The 16,865-nt window shown below is 72.1% G+C and carries 13 protein-coding genes; 7 read left to right on the forward strand and 6 right to left on the reverse strand.

What is annotated here, in order from left to right; all coding sequences use genetic code 11:
- Positions 1–69 precede the first annotated feature (69 nt).
- From ABZU25_RS32045 to rdgB, 4 genes are read left to right on the forward strand one after another with little or no spacing between them, the layout of a single operon-like run.
- On the forward strand, positions 70–1,215 hold the full coding sequence (locus tag ABZU25_RS32045) for a glycosyltransferase family 1 protein (RefSeq protein WP_355033089.1): 1,146 nt from the start codon (positions 70–72) through the stop codon (positions 1,213–1,215).
- Positions 1,212–2,381, forward strand: a complete 1,170-nt coding sequence (locus tag ABZU25_RS32050; RefSeq protein WP_355033090.1) for a glycosyltransferase — start codon at positions 1,212–1,214, stop codon at positions 2,379–2,381. The genes ABZU25_RS32045 and ABZU25_RS32050 overlap by 4 nt, the downstream gene beginning before the upstream one ends.
- Before the next feature lie 9 nt (positions 2,382–2,390).
- Positions 2,391–3,119: a ribonuclease PH gene (rph, locus tag ABZU25_RS32055; RefSeq protein WP_355033091.1), complete on the forward strand. Its 729-nt coding sequence runs from the start codon at positions 2,391–2,393 to the stop codon at positions 3,117–3,119.
- Positions 3,120–3,171: 52 nt separating this feature from the next.
- The gene (rdgB, locus tag ABZU25_RS32060) at positions 3,172–3,789 is read left to right on the forward strand and encodes an RdgB/HAM1 family non-canonical purine NTP pyrophosphatase (protein WP_355033092.1); all 618 of its coding nucleotides are present in this window, start codon (positions 3,172–3,174) and stop codon (positions 3,787–3,789) included.
- Between the two features lie 30 nt (positions 3,790–3,819).
- Here rdgB and hutH read toward each other — a convergent pair whose 3' ends face one another.
- The 6 genes from hutH to ABZU25_RS32090 are packed head-to-tail and all read right to left on the reverse strand — an operon-like array spanning position 3,820 to position 11,687.
- Positions 3,820–5,358, reverse strand: coding sequence for a histidine ammonia-lyase (gene hutH / locus ABZU25_RS32065; protein ID WP_355033093.1), 1,539 nt, complete (start codon positions 5,356–5,358; stop codon positions 3,820–3,822).
- Entirely contained in the window at positions 5,355–6,554 is a 1,200-nt protein-coding gene (hutI, locus tag ABZU25_RS32070) for an imidazolonepropionase (RefSeq protein ID WP_355033094.1), read from the reverse strand. Before hutI ends, hutH begins: the two co-directional genes overlap by 4 nt.
- Before the next feature lie 58 nt (positions 6,555–6,612).
- A complete protein-coding gene (locus ABZU25_RS32075) occupies positions 6,613–7,980 on the reverse strand; it encodes a formimidoylglutamate deiminase (protein ID WP_355033095.1) in 1,368 nt (455 codons plus the stop codon).
- The gene (locus tag ABZU25_RS32080; protein WP_355033096.1) at positions 7,971–9,173 is read right to left on the reverse strand and encodes an allantoate amidohydrolase; all 1,203 of its coding nucleotides are present in this window, start codon (positions 9,171–9,173) and stop codon (positions 7,971–7,973) included. Before ABZU25_RS32080 ends, ABZU25_RS32075 begins: the two co-directional genes overlap by 10 nt.
- On the reverse strand, positions 9,170–10,825 hold the full coding sequence (gene hutU / locus ABZU25_RS32085) for a urocanate hydratase (RefSeq protein ID WP_355033097.1): 1,656 nt from the start codon (positions 10,823–10,825) through the stop codon (positions 9,170–9,172). Before hutU ends, ABZU25_RS32080 begins: the two co-directional genes overlap by 4 nt.
- A 16-nt stretch (positions 10,826–10,841) precedes the next feature.
- Positions 10,842–11,687, reverse strand: coding sequence for a MurR/RpiR family transcriptional regulator (locus ABZU25_RS32090; RefSeq protein ID WP_355033098.1), 846 nt, complete (start codon positions 11,685–11,687; stop codon positions 10,842–10,844).
- A 260-nt stretch (positions 11,688–11,947) separates the two neighbouring features.
- On the opposite strand from ABZU25_RS32090, the gene ABZU25_RS32095 reads away from it, so the two are divergent.
- From ABZU25_RS32095 to ABZU25_RS32105, 3 genes are all read left to right on the forward strand, one after another.
- Complete coding sequence (locus ABZU25_RS32095; RefSeq protein WP_355033099.1) at positions 11,948–13,036, forward strand: hypothetical protein; 1,089 nt, start codon at positions 11,948–11,950, stop codon at positions 13,034–13,036.
- 92 nt (positions 13,037–13,128) lie between these two features.
- Positions 13,129–14,694, forward strand: coding sequence for an O-antigen ligase family protein (locus ABZU25_RS32100; protein WP_355033102.1), 1,566 nt, complete (start codon positions 13,129–13,131; stop codon positions 14,692–14,694).
- Between the two features lie 42 nt (positions 14,695–14,736).
- A complete protein-coding gene (locus tag ABZU25_RS32105) occupies positions 14,737–16,728 on the forward strand; it encodes a hypothetical protein (protein WP_355033100.1) in 1,992 nt (663 codons plus the stop codon).
- The last annotated feature ends 137 nt before the right edge of the window (positions 16,729–16,865 follow it).

Raw genomic sequence — 16,865 nt, forward strand, 5'->3', positions numbered from 1 at the left:
GCCGTATTGTTCGCCGCCCGGTCAGCGGACGGTCGTCTGACGCACCAGTGACACCCGCACGGTGTGGGCATGCGGATCGCCATCGTGACCGAGTCGTTCCCACCGGACGTGAACGGCGTCGCGCACTCCGTGGTGCGCACGGCGGAACACCTGCTCGACCGGGGCCACGAGCCGGTGGTCATCGCGCCCGCCCCACCCGGTGCCGGCCGGCAGAACGTCGACCGGCTGCCGTACCCGGTGGTGCGCATCCCCAGCGTGCCGCTGCCCCGCTACCAGGGTTTCCGGTTGGGTGTGCCGACGACCACCCGGTTGACCGGTGCGCTGCTGTCGGCCGAGCCGGACGTGGTGCACCTGGCCAGTCCGTTCGTCCTCGGCGCGCGGGCGGCCACGCTGGCCAGCCGGTACCGGCTGCCCACCGTGGCGGTCTACCAGACCGATGTGGCGGCGTACGCGCGGGCGTACCGGGTGAGCTGGGGCGAGGCGGCGGCCTGGCGCCGGATCCGGGAGATCCACAACTCGGCGCAGCGCACCCTCGCCCCGTCCACCCGCTCCGCCGCCGACCTGATCGCCAACGGGGTGCAGCGCATCTGGCTGTGGCGCCGGGGTGTGGACGCGGTCCGCTTCGATCCGGCCAGACGGTGTGCGGCGCTGCGCGCCCGGCTGGCACCCAACGGGGAGCTGCTGATCGGCTACGTCGGCCGGCTCGCCCCGGAGAAGCGGGTGGAGTTGCTGGCGGCGACGTCGCGGCTGCCCGGGGTACGGGTGGTGGTGGCCGGTGACGGTCCGGCCCGCCGCCAGTTGGCCCGGGAACTGCCCGGGGTGACCTTCCTGGGCGTGCAGCACGGCGACGAGCTGGCCCGGCTCTACGCCAGCCTGGACCTGTTCGTGCACACCGGACCGCACGAGACCTTCGGCCAGACCATCCAGGAGGCGCTGGCCTCCGGGGTGCCGGTCGTGGCGCCGGCCAGCGGCGGCCCGGTCGACCTGGTCGACGAGGGTGTGACCGGGCTGCTGGTGGCACCGAACGACGGCGACGCGCTGGCCGCGGCGGTGGCCGACCTGGCCGGGGACGCCGACCGGCGGCGGGCCTACGGGCTGGCGGCCCGGGTCGCGGTCCGCCGACGTAGCTGGGCGGCCGTCGGCGACGAGCTGATCGGGCACTACCACGCGGTACGCGCCGTGGCCGCCACCGTCGGACTGCCGGCCGCGTCGTGACCTCGACTGCGGGCGGGCTGCGGATCGTGCGGCTCGCCAACTTCGTGACGGCACGCTCCGGTGGCCTGCGGACCGCGCTGCGGCACCTGGGGGAGGGCTACCGGGCCGCCGGGCACGAGCCGGTGCTTGTGATACCCGGCCGACGGGCCGCCGACGAGTCGTACCCGTGGGGGCGGGTGGTGACCCTGCCCGGCCCGGAGTTGCCCGGCAGTGGCGGTTACCGGCTGCTGGCCGGTCGACGCCGGTTGGCCCGGCTGCTCGTCGACCTGGCACCGGATCGGTTGGAGGTCTCCGACCGGTTGTCGCTGCGCTGGACGGGCCGGTGGGCGCGGGCGCACGGGGTGCCGTCGGTGATGGTGTCGCACGAGTCGCTGACCGGGCTGCTCGGCCAGTGGGGTGTGCCGGACGCGTTGCGCCGCCCGACCGCCGACCGACTCAACCGGGCGACCAGCCGGGCGTACGACCGGATCGTCTGCACGACCCGGTGGGCTGCCGAGGAGTTCGACCGGATCGGCGCCCACAACGTGGAGCTGGTGCCACTCGGTGTGGACCTGGACACCTTCCACCCGGACCGGGTCGACCCGCGGCTGCGCGCCCGGTACGCCGACCCCGGCGAGCTGCTGCTGGTGCACTGCGCCCGGCTGTCGCCGGAGAAGCGGCCGGAGCTGGCCGTGCAGGCGCTCGCCGAACTGCGCCGGGAGGGCGTACCCGCGGTGCTGGTGCTGGCCGGTGACGGCCCGCTGCGCGGCGCGCTGGCCCGGCGGGCGGCGGGGCTGCCTGTCACGTTCACCGGTTTCCTGCCGGACCGCCGCGCCGTGGCCGCGTTGCTGGCCAGCGCGGACGTGGTGGTGGCACCCGGGCCGGTGGAGACCTTCGGCCTGGCCGGACTGGAGGCGCTGGCCTGCGGCACCCCGGTCGTGGTCAACGCGGCCAGCGCCCTGCCCGAGGTGGTCGGCGACGCGGGCGTGGCCGCGTCCGGCTCGGGCGCGTCGATGGCGGCGGCGGTGACCCGCCTGGCGGCCCGGCCGGAGGCGCAGCGTCGGCGCGTCGCCCGCGCACGGGCCGAGGAGTTCGGCTGGCCGGCGGCGGTCGCCGGATTCCTCCGGGTACACGACGCGGGCACTGGTCGGGACACCCCGGCTGAGGTGGATCAGCGCACCGCATAGGGTGCAGGGATGGCGCGACCTGACGGGCGAGGGCCCAATCAACTTCGACCGGTGACAGTGACCCGAGGCTGGAGCACCCATCCGGAGGGCTCGGTGCTCGTCGAGTTCGGCGGCACCCGGGTGCTCTGCACGGCAAGCGTCACCGAGGGGGTGCCCCGCTGGCGCAAGGGCTCCGGGCTCGGCTGGGTGACCGCCGAGTACGCGATGCTGCCCCGGGCCACCAACACCCGCTCGGACCGGGAGAGCGTCAAGGGCCGGGTCGGTGGCCGTACCCACGAGATCTCCCGGCTGGTCGGCCGCAGCCTGCGGGCCAGCATCGACCTCAAGGCGCTCGGCGAGAACTCGATAGTGCTCGACTGCGACGTGCTCCAGGCCGACGGGGGCACCCGGACGGCGGCGATCACCGGCGCGTACGTCGCGTTGCACGACGCGGTGAACTGGCTGGCCGCCCGCAAGGCGTTGGCCGGTAAGCCGGAGAAGGTGATGCACCGGTCGGTGGCCGCGGTCAGCGTGGGGATCATCGCCGGCGAGGCGCGACTGGACCTCTGCTACGAGGAGGACGTCGCCGCCGAGGTGGACATGAACGTGGTGTGCACCGGTGCGGGTGACTTCGTCGAGGTGCAGGGCACCGGCGAGGCGGGCGTGTTCGCCCGTGACCAGCTCGACAGCCTGCTCGACCTGGCCGTGGCCGGGTGCGCCGAGCTGGCCGAAGCCCAGCGGAAGGCACTCGCCACGTGAGCGCGAGGAGTGAGCTTGCGAGCCCCGCAGTCGCGAACAAAGGTGACTCAGTATGAACAAGGTCCTGCTTGCCACCCGTAACCGTAAGAAGCTTGTGGAACTCCAGCGGATCCTGGACGGCGCGCTCGGCGCGCAGCGGATCGCCCTGCTCGGGTTGGACGACGTCGAGCAGTACGCGGAGCTGCCGGAAACCGGCCTGACCTTCGGCGAGAATGCGCTGATCAAGGCGCGGGAGGGTTGCCGGCAGAGCGGACTGCCGACCATCGCCGACGATTCCGGGCTCGCGGTGGACGCGCTCAACGGGATGCCGGGGGTGTTCAGCGCCCGCTGGTCCGGCCGGCACGGCGATGACCGGGCCAATCTCCAGTTGGTGCTGGACCAGATCGGCGACGTGCCCGACGAGCAGCGGGCGGCCTCGTTCGTCTGCACTGTGGCGTTGGTGCTGCCCGGCGGCAAGGAGCACCTCGTCGACGGTCGGCAGTCCGGTCGGGTGCTGCGCGCTCCGCGCGGTGACGGCGGGTTCGGCTACGACCCGATCTTCCTGGGCGACGGACAGGACCGGACCAACGCCGAGCTGACCCCGGCGGAGAAGGACGCGATCAGCCACCGGGGCAAGGCGCTGCGCGAGCTGGCCAAGCTGGTCGCCAAGGTGCTGCCGTCCGCCGCCTGACCCGCGGCGGACGACAGCGACTGACGAAGATCAGCCCAGCGGGCCGACCTCCCGTTCGATGGCGGCGCGCAACTCCGGCCCGGCGACGACGGCACGGGCCGCCTCCATCACCGGTGCGAGGAACACGTCCGGGCCGGGCTCACCGGCCGCCGGGCCGAGCGCGGCGACGGCCGCCCGGCCGGCCGGTGACGGCTCCAGCGGGGCGCGCAGTTGCAGGCCGCGTACGCCGGCCAGCAGCTCGACCGCCAGCAGACTGGTGAGGTTGTCCAGCACGGTGCGCAGCTTCTTGGCCGCCGCCCAGCCCATCGAGACGTGGTCCTCCTGCATACCGCTGGTGGGCAGGGAGTCCACCGAGGCGGGGGCGGCCAGCCGACGGTTCTCGGCGACGATCCCCGCCGCCGTGTACTGGGCGATCATCAGCCCGGAGTTGACCCCGGCGTCGGGGGACAGGAACGCCGGCAGCTCGCGGGAGCGGGTGACGTCGAGCAGCCGGTCCACCCGCCGTTCGGCGATCGCGCCCACCTCGGAGGCGGCGATGGCGAGGAAGTCCGCCGCGAAACCGAGCGGTGCGCCGTGGAAGTTACCTGTCGACTCGACCCGTCCGTCCGGTAGCACGACCGGATTGTCCACCACGGACACCAACTCCCGGCCCGCGACCGTGCGGACGAAGTCCAGGGTGTCCCGTGCCGCGCCGGCGACCTGCGGCGCGCAGCGCATCGAGTACGCGTCCTGCACGGCGTGCGCCAGGTCGTCACGGTGCGAGTCCATCACCCGGGAGTCCTGGAGCAGCCGGTGGATGTTCGCCGCCGACGTCGCCTGACCGGGGTGCGGCCGGATCGCGTGCAGCTCGGGCAGGAACGGCCGCTCGGAGCCGAGCATCGCCTCGATGGCCAGCGCGGCCGTCACGTCGGCCATGGCGAACAGGTGCGCCGCGTCGTGGATGGCCAGCAGCAGCATCCCGAGCATGCCGTCGGTGCCGTTGATCAGCGCCAGCCCCTCCTTGGCGGCCAGCTCGATCGGCGTGAGCCCGGCGGCGGTCAACGCGTCGGCCGCGTCCTGCCGTTCGCCGGCCGGGCCGAGGACCCAGCCCTCGCCGAGCAGCACCAGCGCGCAGTGCGCCAGCGGGGCCAGGTCACCGGAGGCGCCCAGCGAGCCGTGCTCCGGCACCCACGGCGTGATGTCGTGGTTGAGCAGGTCGACAAGGGCCTCGGCGACCAGCGGCCGGACCCCGGAGCGGCCCAGCGCGAGGGACCGGACCCGCAGCAGCATCATGGCCCGGACCACCTCGCGCGGCATCGGGGCACCCACCCCGGCGGCGTGCGAGCGGATCAGCGCGTGTTGCAGCTCGGCCCGCCGCTGCGGGGCGATGAAGGTGTTGGCCAGCGCCCCGAAACCCGTGGAGACCCCGTAGACGGGCCGGCCCGACGACTCGATGCCGTCCACGATGGCCCGGCTGGTGGCCATCGCCTCGATGGTGGCCGGGGCGAGGACGACCGTGGCGGTGCCGCGAGCCACCGCGAGCACGTCGTCGGCGGTGATCCCGGTGGGTTGGATTGTCACGTTCGTCATTGCAAAACTCCGTTGCGTATTACCTGGCGGATCAGGGGGACACCGGGCCGGTAGGCCAGGTGCAGGTGGGACGGCGCGTCCAGGACCACGAGGTCGGCCCGCGCGCCGGGGGTGAGCACGCCGATGTCGTCGCGGCGCAGGGCCCGCGCGCCGCCGGCGGTCGCGGCCCAGACCGCCTCCGCCGGGGTCATCCGCATCTCGCGGACCGCCAGGGCCACACAGAATGCCATCGACGAGGTGTACGACGAGCCGGGGTTGCAGTCCGTCGCCAGCGCCACTGTCACACCGGCGTCGAGCAGCCGGCGGGCGTCCGGGTAGGGCGAGCGGGTGGAGAACTCGGCGCCGGGCAGCAGGGTCGCGACGGTGGTGGTGTGCGGGCCCTCATGGCACATGCAGTCGACTCGGCGGGACGCGAGCGCGTCGATGTCGGCGTCGGACAGGTAGGTGCAGTGGTCCACGCTGGCCGCGCCCAACTCCACGCCGAGCTGCACGCCCGGTCCGGGGCCGAGCTGGTTGGCGTGCAGCCGCACACCGAGCCCGACGGCCTGCCCGCAGGCCAGGATGGCGCGGGCGTGGTCCACGTCGAAGGCGCCCCGCTCGCAGAACACGTCGATCCACCTCGCGTGCGGCGCGGCGGCGGCCAGCATCGGCCCGCAGACCAGCCCGACGTAGTCGTCCGGGCGGTTGGCGTACTCGGCGGGGACCACGTGCGCGCCGAGAAAGGTGGTGTCCTCGGTGACCTCGGCGGCGATCCGCAACGAGCGGGCCTCGTCGGCGACGGTCAGCCCGTACCCACTCTTGATCTCCATGGTCGTGGTGCCCTGGCGCAGCGCCTCCCCACGCAGCCGGCGCACTGTGGCCCGCAGCTCGTCGTCGGTGGCGGCCCGGGTCGCGCCGACCGTGGTGCGGATTCCGCCGCCGGTGTAGGGCTCACCGGCCATCCGGGCGGCGAACTCGGCAGCCCGGTCCCCGGCGAAGACCAGGTGGGCGTGGCTGTCCACGAAGCCGGGCAGCACGGCGGCCCCACCGGCGTCGACCCGCCGGTCGGCGGCCGGCGCGGTCGCGGACGGCCCGACCCAGGCCACCCGGCCGTCCTCGACCAGCACGGCGGCGTCGCGGCGGATACCCAGGGGGCCCTTGCCGGGGCCGTTGGTGACCAGCTCCCCGATGTTGTCGACAAGCAGACTGCCGCTCATGCGGCGCCTCCTTCCGTTCGCGACTGCGGGGCTCGCAAACCCGGCTCACTCCTCGCGCTCACCGGGGTGTCACCGCCTCGATGGCGGCCGACAGCTCGGCCGGCACGTCCACGCTCAGGTGCTGGCCCTCGGCCACCACCACCCGGCCGTCCACAAGCACCTGCTCGACGTCACCGGCGGTTGCCGCGAAGAACACCCCCACCGGCGGTACCCCGGCGGTGCGGGCGGTGTCCAGCCGTACCGTCACCAGGTCGGCGCGGGCACCGACGGCGATCCGGCCGGCGTCGGCCCAGCCCAGGGCGGCGTGCCCGGTGACGCTGGCCGCCGTCAGCAGGTCGACCGGTGCGAAGTGGCCCCGGCGGCGGGTTCGCAGCCGTTCGTCCAGCTCCACCGCGCGAGCCTCCTCGAACAGGTCGATGACGGCATGGCTGTCGCTGCCCAGGCTCAACCGGATTCCCGCGTCGGCCATCCGGCGGGCCGGGCCGATCCCGTCGGCGAGGTCCCGCTCGGTGGTCGGGCAGAGGCACACCCCGGTCCGGCTGTCGCCGAGCACTGTCAGGTCGGCGCTGGTCGGGTGGGTGGCGTGCACGGCGGTGGTGTCCGGCCCGAGCACACAGTGCTCGGCGAGCAGCGCGGTGGGCGTACGCCCGTGCACCGCCCGGCACTCGTCGTTCTCGGCGGGCTGCTCGGAGAGGTGCACGTGCAGCGGTGCCCGCCGATCCCGGGCCCAGTCGGCGACCGTGCGGAGCTGGTCGGCCGGAACCGCCCGCACCGAGTGCACTGCCGCGCCGACCCGTACGTGCGGGTCCGCCGGCTGGAACGCCGCCGCCCGCTCGGCCCAGCGGGCCGCGTCGCCGTCACCGAAGCGGCGCTGCGGCCCCGCGAGGGCCTGACCGTCCACACTGGAGGTCAGGTAACAGGCGTCCAGCAGGGTGAGCCGGATCCCGGCGTGCGCGGCGGCCTCCACCAGCGCCGCGCCCATCGCGTTCGGGTCGTCGTAGGCGCCGCCGTCGGGCCGGTGGTGCAGGTAGTGGAACTCGCCCACACAGGTGATCCCGGCGAGCGCCATCTCGGCGTACACCGCGCGGGCCAGGGCGAGGTAGGTCTCCGGGTCCAGCCGGTCCGCCACCGCGTACATCTGGTCCCGCCAGGTCCAGAAGTCACCCCGACCGCCGTGGGTACGCCCCCGCAGCGCCCGGTGGAAGGCGTGCGAGTGCACGTTGGCCAGCCCCGGCAGGGTCAGGCCGGGCAGCCGGGTGGCGTCCCGCAACACCTCCACCCCGGCGGCCGGTCCGCCGGCCCCCACCAGCGGTGTGAGCGCCGTGATCCGGCCGTCCTCGATCTCGATCAGCACGTCGGGGGTGGGTTCGGCGTGCTCGGGCAGCCAGGCGTACTCGGCGAGCCAGCGGGACGGGGTCAGCGGCATGTCAGCTCCTCCAGCACCCGGGCCAGCGCGCGTACCCCGGCGGCACAGTCGTCGTCGGTCGCGGCCTCGGCGGGGGAGTGCGACACCCCGGTCGGGTTGCGGACGAACAGCATCGCGGTGGGCAGGTGCGCGGCGAGCACCCCGGCGTCGTGCCCCGCACCGGTGGGCAGCACCGGCGCGTCCAGCAGCGTGGCCAGTCGCCCGGCCAGACCGCCGTCGAAGGCGACAAGCGGCGTCGCCGACTCCTCGGTGACCGTCACCGCCGTACCGTCGCGGCGGGCGCGCTCGCTGAGCTTGCCCCACACCGCCTCGACCAGCCCGGACAGCGTCTGCGCGTCGGCGGCCCGGGCGTCCAGCCAACCTGTCACCTTCGACGGGATCGCGTTTGTGGCGTTGGGTTCGACGGCGACCCGGCCCACTGTGGCGTGCGCGCCGCGCAGCCGGGCCTCCTTGTTGGCCGCCAGCACCGTGAACGCGTAGGTGAGCATCGGGTCGCGGCGGTCGGCCATCCGGGTCGTACCCGCGTGGTTGCCCTCGCCGACGACGTCGAAGCGCCACCGGCCGTGCGGCCAGATCGCGCTGGCCACCGCGACCGGCGCGTCCGTCCCGACCAGCGCCCGGCCCTGCTCGACGTGCAACTCCACGAAGGCGCCGATCCGGCCCAGCAGCTCCGGGCGGGCGCCCGCCGGCCGCTCGCCGAGCGCCTCGGCGAAGCTCACCCCGGCCGCGTCGCGCAGGCCGGCCGCACGGTCGGGCGACAGCGCCCCGGTGAGCAGCCGCGACCCCAGGCACGGTACGCCGAAGCGCGCCCCCTCCTCCTCCACGAACGCGGCCAGCACCAACGGACGGTTCGGTGTGACACCGCTGGCGCGTAGCTCGTCCACGGCGAGGAACGCGCTGACGATGCCGAGCGGCCCGTCGTACGCCCCGCCGTGCGGCACCGAGTCGAAGTGGCTGCCGGTGAGCACCGCGTCCTCGCCCTCGGGGTCACCCCAGTGGGCGAAGAGGTTGCCGTTGCCGTCCTCGCTGACGGGCAGGGCGCGCTGCTGGGCCTGTGCCCGGAACCAGGCGCGCAGCTCCCGCTCCGGCTCGGTCAACGCGTACCGCAGATAGCCGCCGCTGTCGGCGTCCCGCCCGACCGGCGCGATCTCGTCCCACAGGGCCCGGAACCGGCCGGGCAGGTCGTCGCTCATGCTGATCCCTCGATCATGGGCGTGCGGAGGCCGGTGCGGGCCGCAACGTCGCGGGCGATGTCGTAGCCGGCGTCGACGTGCCGGATCACGCCCATCGCCGGGTCGTTGGTGAGCACCCGCTCGATCTTCTGCCCGGCGAGGGCGGTGCCGTCGGCGACGCAGACCTGCCCGGCGTGGATCGACCGGCCGATGCCCACCCCGCCGCCGTGGTGGATGGACACCCAGGAGGCGCCGCTGGCCGTGTTGACAAGGGCGTTGAGCAGCGGCCAGTCGGCGATCGCGTCGGAGCCGTCGGCCATCGCCTCGGTCTCCCGGTACGGGCTGGCCACGCTGCCGGCGTCCAGGTGGTCCCGCCCGATGACGACCGGGGCGGAGAGTTCGCCGGAGGCGACCATGTCGTTGAACCGCACGCCCGCCCGGTCCCGCTCGCCGTAGCCGAGCCAGCAGATCCGGGCCGGCAAACCCTGGAAGGCGACCCGCTCACCGGCCAGCCTGATCCACCGGGCCAGCGGCTCGTTCTCCGGGAACAACTCCAGGATGGCCCGGTCGGTGGCCGCGATGTCGGCCGGGTCGCCGGAGAGCGCCGCCCACCGGAACGGACCCCTGCCCTCGGAGAACAGCGGCCGGATGTACGCGGGCACGAAGCCGGGGAAGTCGAAGGCGCGCTGGTATCCGGCGAGCTGTGCCTCGCCGCGGATCGAGTTGCCGTAGTCGAAGACCTCGGCCCCGGCGTCCAGGAAGCCGACCATCGCCTCGACGTGCGTCGCCATCGACGCGCGGGCCCGGTCGGTGAACTCGGCCGGCTTCGCCTGCGCGTAGTCCCGGGCGTCGGCCAGTTCCACCCCCACCGGCAGGTACGACAGCGGGTCGTGGGCGCTGGTCTGGTCGGTCACGATGTCGACAGCGACGCCGCGACTCAGCAACTCGGGGAAGATCTCGGCGGCGTTGCCGACCACGCCGACGGAGAGCGCACGCCGGTCCCGCTTCGCGGCGAGCACCCGTCGTACCGCGTCGTCAAGCGAGTCGGCGACCTCGTCCAGGTAGCGGTCGCGCATCCGCCGGTCGAGCCGGGTGCGGTCCACGTCGACGATCAGGCAGACGCCGCCGTTCATGGTGACCGCGAGCGGCTGCGCGCCGCCCATCCCACCGCAGCCGGCGGTCAACGTCAACGTGCCCGCGAGGTCGCCGCCGAACTTCTTGGCGGCCACCGCCGCGAACGTCTCGTAGGTGCCCTGGAGGATGCCCTGGGTGCCGATGTAGATCCACGAACCGGCGGTCATCTGCCCGTACATGGTCAGGCCGAGCTGCTCCAACCGGCGGAACTCCGGCCAGGTCGCCCAGTCGCCGACCAGGTTGGAGTTGGCCAGCAGCACCCGGGGCGCCCACTCGTGGGTACGCAGCACGCCCACCGGGCGGCCGGACTGCACGAGCATCGTCTCGTCCTCGCGCAGGTCGGTAAGCGTGCGGACCAACGCGTGGTACGACGGCCAGTCCCGGGCCGCCCTGCCGGTGCCGCCGTAGACGACCAGGTCGTCGGGGCGCTCGGCCACCTCCGGGTCGAGGTTGTTCATCAACATCCGCAGGGCGGCCTCCTGCTGCCACCCGCGGGCGGTGAGCTGGTTGCCCCGTGCGGCACGGACGGGCTGGGTCATCTCGGGTCTCCTCCGGTCATCCGCGGAACAACTGACGGCGGGCCGCGGAGGCCTCGAACGCCTCCAGTCGGCGTTGGGTGTCGGCCGGTGCGGCGTCGCAGATCGCCTGTAACAACACCATGGCCAGGGTCATCGGGGCGGTGTGCAGGTCGAAGACGAGCTGCGCGCCGACCGCCGCCGGCAGCACCACGTCGGAGTGTTCGGTGGCGGGGCTTACCGGTGAGTCGGTGATCGCCACCACGGTCAGCCCGGCGTCGCGGGCGTCGCGGAGCGCGTCCAGGGTCTCCCGGGGGTAGCGGGGCAGGACGAAGGCGAGCAGGGCCGACGCCCCGGCCTCGGCCGCCTGCTCCAGGCGGTCGGTGAGCAGGCTGCCGCCGTCGTCGAGCACCCGCACGTCCGGGTGCACCTTCGCCGCGAAGTAGGCGAAGTACGCGGCCAGCGGCGCGGCGGCGCGCAGGCCGAGCACCGGCAGTGGGCGGCTCCGGGCGAGCAACCGCCCGGTCTCGGCGATCCGTTCCCGGTCGGCGAGCTGGCCGGCCAGCCGGTCCAGGTTGCCCATCTCGGCGCGTACCGCCTGCTGTAGTTCGTTGCCGGCGTCCGTCGACCCGCCGGGCGTCGCGGTGGTGAGGTCGCGTAGCCGGCGACGGAGTGCCGGGTAGCCGTCGTGGCCGAGCGCGACGGCGAACCGGGTGACCGACGGCTGGCTGACCCCGGCCAGCTCGGCGACCTCGGCGGCGGACAGGTACGCCACGGCGGGTGCGTGTTGCACGAGGCAGTGCGCGATCCGGCGCTGGGTGGGAGTCAGCCGCACCCCGTCGAACAGGTCGAGCAGATCGGTGCCCTGCGCACCACTTTCATTCACGGGCCGACTCTATGCATGGAATCTTTCACCTGGCAAGGCAGCCTCCTACGCCGTTCCGGCGCGGTTCCGCGCCGTCCGGAGGGTGTGCGAGAGCACGTGCTAACGGGGCAGTCCGCACTCGGAGGTGATCGGTAGTATCCGCTCGGCGAAACGACGGAGGAGCGCACATGCAGCCGGAAAGTCCCTACAGGTTCACCCGCGTACTCGGCGGGTCTCTGGTGGGAAAGGCATGGGCCGCCGTCGACGGGCAGGAGCGGCCCATGACGGTCATCCTGCTGGACGGGCCGGCGGCGACGGACCCACGCTGGCGAGAGGCCTTCGCCCACGCCGTCAGGATGTTGTCCCAGGCGCCCGCCGGTCACCCCTACGCGGAGGCCGACCTGTCCTCGACGAACCCGTGGGTGGCGTACGAGGGCGACCAGCCGGATGTTCCGGAGCAGCTGTTCCGGCTCCTTCAACAGGACTACCGGGCTGACGACGCCACGGTGCCGCTCGGTGATTCCGTCAGCCCGGTCAGCGGCACCCCCGTGTCGACGGGCGGCCGGAGCCAGGACCCGGCGGGTGACGGCGGCCTCGGGGAGTCGACCCAGCAGGTCGCCCTGTACGCGCAGGCCCCGTGGTCCGGGCCGTCGTCCCAACCGGTCTCGGCGGCGCCCTCGTCCGGCGTGCCGGTCCCGCTCGACCGCGAACCGTTCGGGATGCCCGGTCGGCGGATCGCGCCGGTTCAGGTCGTCCGGAAACGCCGCAGCTGGATCGCCCTCGTCGCCGGCGGGCTGGCGATCGCTCTCGTCGCCGGTTTCGTGGGGTACGCCATCGGTGGGCCCGGTACGGAGGAGAAGGCGCCGTCCGAAACCGCCTCCCTCTCGCCCTTTCGGGCGACCCAGTTCTCCATCAACAAGGCGAAGTTCATCGGCGAACTGGCACCGTTGGGCGAGCCGTGGCTGGCCGACGTCAGCGGTTGCGTGGTCTACAACGACGACGGCGGCCCGGATCTGCCACCGAACGAGGAGCGCCACATCTACTGCCCCGACGGGGCGCTGGAGCTGCACTTCGTGCTGTTTCGGGAGCAGGCCCAGCGGGACGCGGCGCGCGCACAGCGCCAGGACCTCAACCTCGCCGCTGGTTCGCTCGCCCCGGGGCTGAAAGAGGCGACCCGGACGACCGGCGGCAAGAGCGGTGTGCCCGGCAGCTACGTCGAGTACGCGTTCAAGGTCGAGACCGGGACGTACTGCGGACTCTGGTGGAATCGGGACGACTCCAACGGTGTCCTGGTCATCGAAACGCCCTGTGAGGCCGGCATCGCGGGCAACTGGGAGGCGCTGCGAGACCTGTGGCGTCGGTACAGTTGAGGCCGGGGGTGGGGCGACCCGGTCCGGGCGGCGACGCCGACGGAGGCCGACGTCCATCGACGCCGTCTGCTCCGTACGATCGCAGCGTGCACATGGTGACTGACCGGTTCAACAGCCTGGGGCGCCCGGCGCGCTACCTCGGTCTGTGCCTGCTGTTGGCGGCAGTGGCGTTCCTGGTCCTGGGCAGGTGGGACCTCACGCTCGCCGTCGGCGCCGGTGCGCTGCTGGGTTGGGTGCTGTTGAAGCCGGTCCGGATCACCTGGGCCATCTTCGTGGTGGCCTTCATGGTCCCGGTGACCATCGACCTCGGTTACCCGACCAATCCGTCGTACACGCTGCTGCTGCTCCTCTTCGTCCTCGCCGTCTGGGGGCGGCTGCACCGCGCCGAACGCGACGGATGGCCGCCGAGGTTGATCGGTGCGGCGCTGTTGCTGCCGTTCTGCACCGTTCTCGCGGGAGTGCTGCACTGGCACGGCATCAAGCCGGTGGCGGTCGGTGTCGCGCCCCTGCTGTGCATCGGCGTGCTGGGCTGGCACCTCATCGAGGAAGCGCGTCGCGATCCGAAGCTGATCCTGCGCATCGCCGAGACGTTCACCTGGATCAGCGTGGCCGTGACGGCGTTCGCCAAATACCAGACCCTCACCGGCACCTGGCCGCTCTTCGACCAGTTCGCCTACGACTGGACCTACACGTCCCTGTTCGATCCGACCCGGGCGGCCGGGCTCTTCGGTCACCCGATCGTCTACGGCTCCTTCGCCATGGCAATGGCACTCGTGGCGCTGACGATCCGGGGTAGGTACTGGTACATCCCCTTCACCGCCAACCTCGTCGGGCTGGTGCTATCCGGCACGCGCAGCGCCTGGGTGGGCACCGCCCTCGCGCTCGGGATCTGGCTGCTCCTCAATGTGCGGAGGATCGCCTGGCGCGGCGTGGCCACCGGGGTCGTCATCGCGGTGGTCGCCTTCGTTGCCGTCGCTGTCAACCCGTCGACCTTCCGGGTCGGCTCCTCCGAGCCGCCGCCGACCTGGGTCAGCCCGGCGGAGCCGGGCGCGAAGCCGTCGCCGAGTCCCGCCACACCGCCAGTGGACTCGGTCGGCGTGGCGGGAGCACGGATGTCGGACCCGGTGGGGTCGGCCAGCGCGAGCGCCCGCTTCGAACGCATCTCCGTCGCCTGGGACGGCATCACCCGCGACTGGTCCACAGTCATCTTCGGCAACGGCCCGGAGTCCAACGTGCGCTACCTGGAGGACGTCGGCATCGGCGACGGCCAGGCTCAGGTCTTCGACAACACCTACCTGACCATCTGGCACAACCTCGGCCTGGTCGGTCTGCTCAGCTTTCTCGGTCTCCTGCTGACGCTGTTCTGGCGTTCCCGCTCACTCGCCGGTCGACTGATCATGGTCGGGTTCGCCGCGCAGATCTTCTTCTTCGACGTGTGGCTGTGGCTCAGCGCGGTGGCCGTCCTTCTCCTGGCGATCAGCCTGGGCGCCGCGGGTGGCTCAGCAACATGGCCCCGGTCGCTGCGAGACCTGGTGCCCGGCCGGCAGCGGGTTCCCGGTCGAGAGAGCACCGACGTTGGGGCTTCGCCCCACCAGCCGCCGTCCCCGTCAGCTGGTGTGGCGGCGTCCTTCACCGCGCGTGGCACCCACAGCCACTGACCGCGCGAACCCCCTCAACAACTCCTTAAAAGAATGGCCCCGATGAACGACGACACTGGTCCACGTGGCCGCACCATGCGTGCCGGCGGTAGATTCGTCCGCAGCATCTGGCTCTTTCCGGCCCTGCTCACGGTCGTTCTGCTGGGGCTGACGGCCCTGCAGATCAATGGCTCCTCGGTGGGCATGGTCCACAGCAACTTCTACGGCGCGCAACCGGATCCGGACCTTCTGCTCAACGAACCACAGGGGATCCGGGCGGACGAGTGGAACGTCAACACTCAACTCACCGTCGCCCAGGACGCCGCCGGCTACCCGCGGGTCAACCCGAACGTCGGGCAGGGCGAGGACGTCACCCTGATCAGGGACGTCCCGTACAAAGAGTGGTCGACGGTCTTCAAGCCACACAACTTGGCTTTCCTGGTGCTGCCGTTCGACTTCGCGTTCGCCTTCAAATGGTGGCTGATGGGCTATCTACTCATCCTGAGCTGCTATTTCTTCGTGCTGGCGCTGATGCCCAAGCAGCGGTGGTTCGCCGCCGGGCTCGGGCTGGCGCTGTTCTTCAGCCCGTTCAACCAGTGGTGGTACCAGTACGTCACGCTCTCGTCGATGTACTACGCCCTGTTCGCGGCCACGGCCCTCATCCTCCTGATGCGGTCGAAACGGCTGCTCGCCACCGTCGGCTGGGGAGCGCTCCTGGCCTACGTGCTCACCTGTTTCGCGCTCGTTCTCTACCCGCCGTTCCAGGTGTCCTGCGCCCTGGCGGTGGCCCCGTTCGCCGTGGGCTTCCTGATCGAGCAGGGTCGAGCGCTACCGCGCCGGCTGCTGCTGCGGCAGTTGGGTATCGCCGCCGCGTCGCTGGTGGTCGCGGGCGCCCTGATCGGCGCCTTCGTCGCGACCCGGATGACTGTCATCGAGACCATCCAGAACACTGCCTATCCGGGTAAGCGGATCGTGGAGAGTGGTGGCTTCGACTTCGTGCACCTCTTCGCCGGGCACACCAGTTTCGGCCTGCAGTTCGAGGAGAAGGCCGCCGTCTACAAGGTGATGGCCAACCAGAGCGAGAACTCCAACTTCCTGCTCGTCTTCCCGTTCCTGCTGGTGCCCAGCGTGGTCCTGCTGATCATGCTGTACCGCGCCCAGCGGACCATCGACTGGCCGCTGTTGCTTGTCAGTCTCACGCTCCTGGGAGCGGTGGCCTGGCTGTTCGTTCCGCACCTGGACCTGGTCGGCAAGATCCTGCTCCTCAACATGGTGCCGCCCGCCCGGCTGATCATCGGCATCGGTCTGCTGAGCTTCGTGGGAATGGCCCTGGTCGTCCGGCGGCTGCTTGACGAACGGATCGGCCGGCCGAGCTACAAGATCGTCATCGGGTACACCCTCGTCGTGCTGCTCGCCCAGGTGTTGCTCACCCTGCACGTGGAGCGGGCCTTCCCCGACTTCATGCAGGAGCGCGGTTTGCTCCTGTCGATCACCCCCATCCCGCTTGTCGTGTTCCTACTGCTTCGTAAGCACTTCGCCTGGTCCGCGGCTGCTCTGCTGGTCTTCTCGTTCGTCATGACGATGTACATCCACCCGCTGTACCGCGGCACCGAGGTTCTGACGCGGACACCGCTGGCGGAGTCGATCCGGGCCATCGAGGCCGAAGACCCCGACGCCACCTGGGCGACCGATGTGCCGTCCGTGGAGAACTTCGCCTACATGAGCGGCGCCCACTCGTTGGCCGGCGTCTACGGCTACCCGCAGTTGGAGCTGTGGCGGACGGCAGACGAGCAGGGCGAACAGGACTTCGCCTACAACCGCTACGCCCATGTCTGGTTCGTCTTCGACCGGGATCCCGCCAAGACGGTACCGACCAGCTACGTGCTCGGGACCTCCGACCACTTCGATGTCGTCACCGAGCCCTGCGGCGACTTCCTCCGGCAGCAGCAGGCCCGGTACCTGCTGACCGTGGAGCCGCTCAACGAGCCGTGCCTGGAACTCCGCGAAACGGTCCGCTACCCGGCTGCGACGTTCCAGATCTACAAGGTTCGGTGAGGATGCCGGGCAGCTAGACGAGCAATTCCTAACCCTGGCTCGGGCTGTGGCTGGCGGCTGGCGGTGACCGTCGGTCACCTCGGTGGGGGCGGATGCGGTAGTGAGCGGTATACCTCAGAGTCATATTCATACCTCTG

This window comes from Micromonospora sp. NPDC005215, assembly GCF_040607915.1.
Lineage (GTDB): Bacteria > Actinomycetota > Actinomycetes > Mycobacteriales > Micromonosporaceae > Micromonospora.

Bases quoted from the DNA above. Each gene is read 5' to 3' on its own strand.
- ABZU25_RS32045 (WP_355033089.1), top strand. From the start codon at position 70: ATGCGGATCGCCATCGTGACCGAGTCGTTCCCACCGGACGTGAACGGC.
- rph (WP_355033091.1), top strand. From the start codon at position 2,391: ATGGCGCGACCTGACGGGCGAGGGCCCAATCAACTTCGACCGGTGACA.
- rdgB (WP_355033092.1), top strand. From the start codon at position 3,172: ATGAACAAGGTCCTGCTTGCCACCCGTAACCGTAAGAAGCTTGTGGAA.
- hutH (WP_355033093.1), bottom strand. From the start codon at position 5,358: ATGACGAACGTGACAATCCAACCCACCGGGATCACCGCCGACGACGTG.
- hutI (WP_355033094.1), bottom strand. From the start codon at position 6,554: ATGAGCGGCAGTCTGCTTGTCGACAACATCGGGGAGCTGGTCACCAAC.
- ABZU25_RS32075 (WP_355033095.1), bottom strand. From the start codon at position 7,980: ATGCCGCTGACCCCGTCCCGCTGGCTCGCCGAGTACGCCTGGCTGCCC.
- ABZU25_RS32080 (WP_355033096.1), bottom strand. From the start codon at position 9,173: ATGAGCGACGACCTGCCCGGCCGGTTCCGGGCCCTGTGGGACGAGATC.
- hutU (WP_355033097.1), bottom strand. From the start codon at position 10,825: ATGACCCAGCCCGTCCGTGCCGCACGGGGCAACCAGCTCACCGCCCGC.
- ABZU25_RS32095 (WP_355033099.1), top strand. From the start codon at position 11,948: ATGACGGTCATCCTGCTGGACGGGCCGGCGGCGACGGACCCACGCTGG.
- ABZU25_RS32100 (WP_355033102.1), top strand. From the start codon at position 13,129: ATGGTGACTGACCGGTTCAACAGCCTGGGGCGCCCGGCGCGCTACCTC.
- ABZU25_RS32105 (WP_355033100.1), top strand. From the start codon at position 14,737: ATGAACGACGACACTGGTCCACGTGGCCGCACCATGCGTGCCGGCGGT.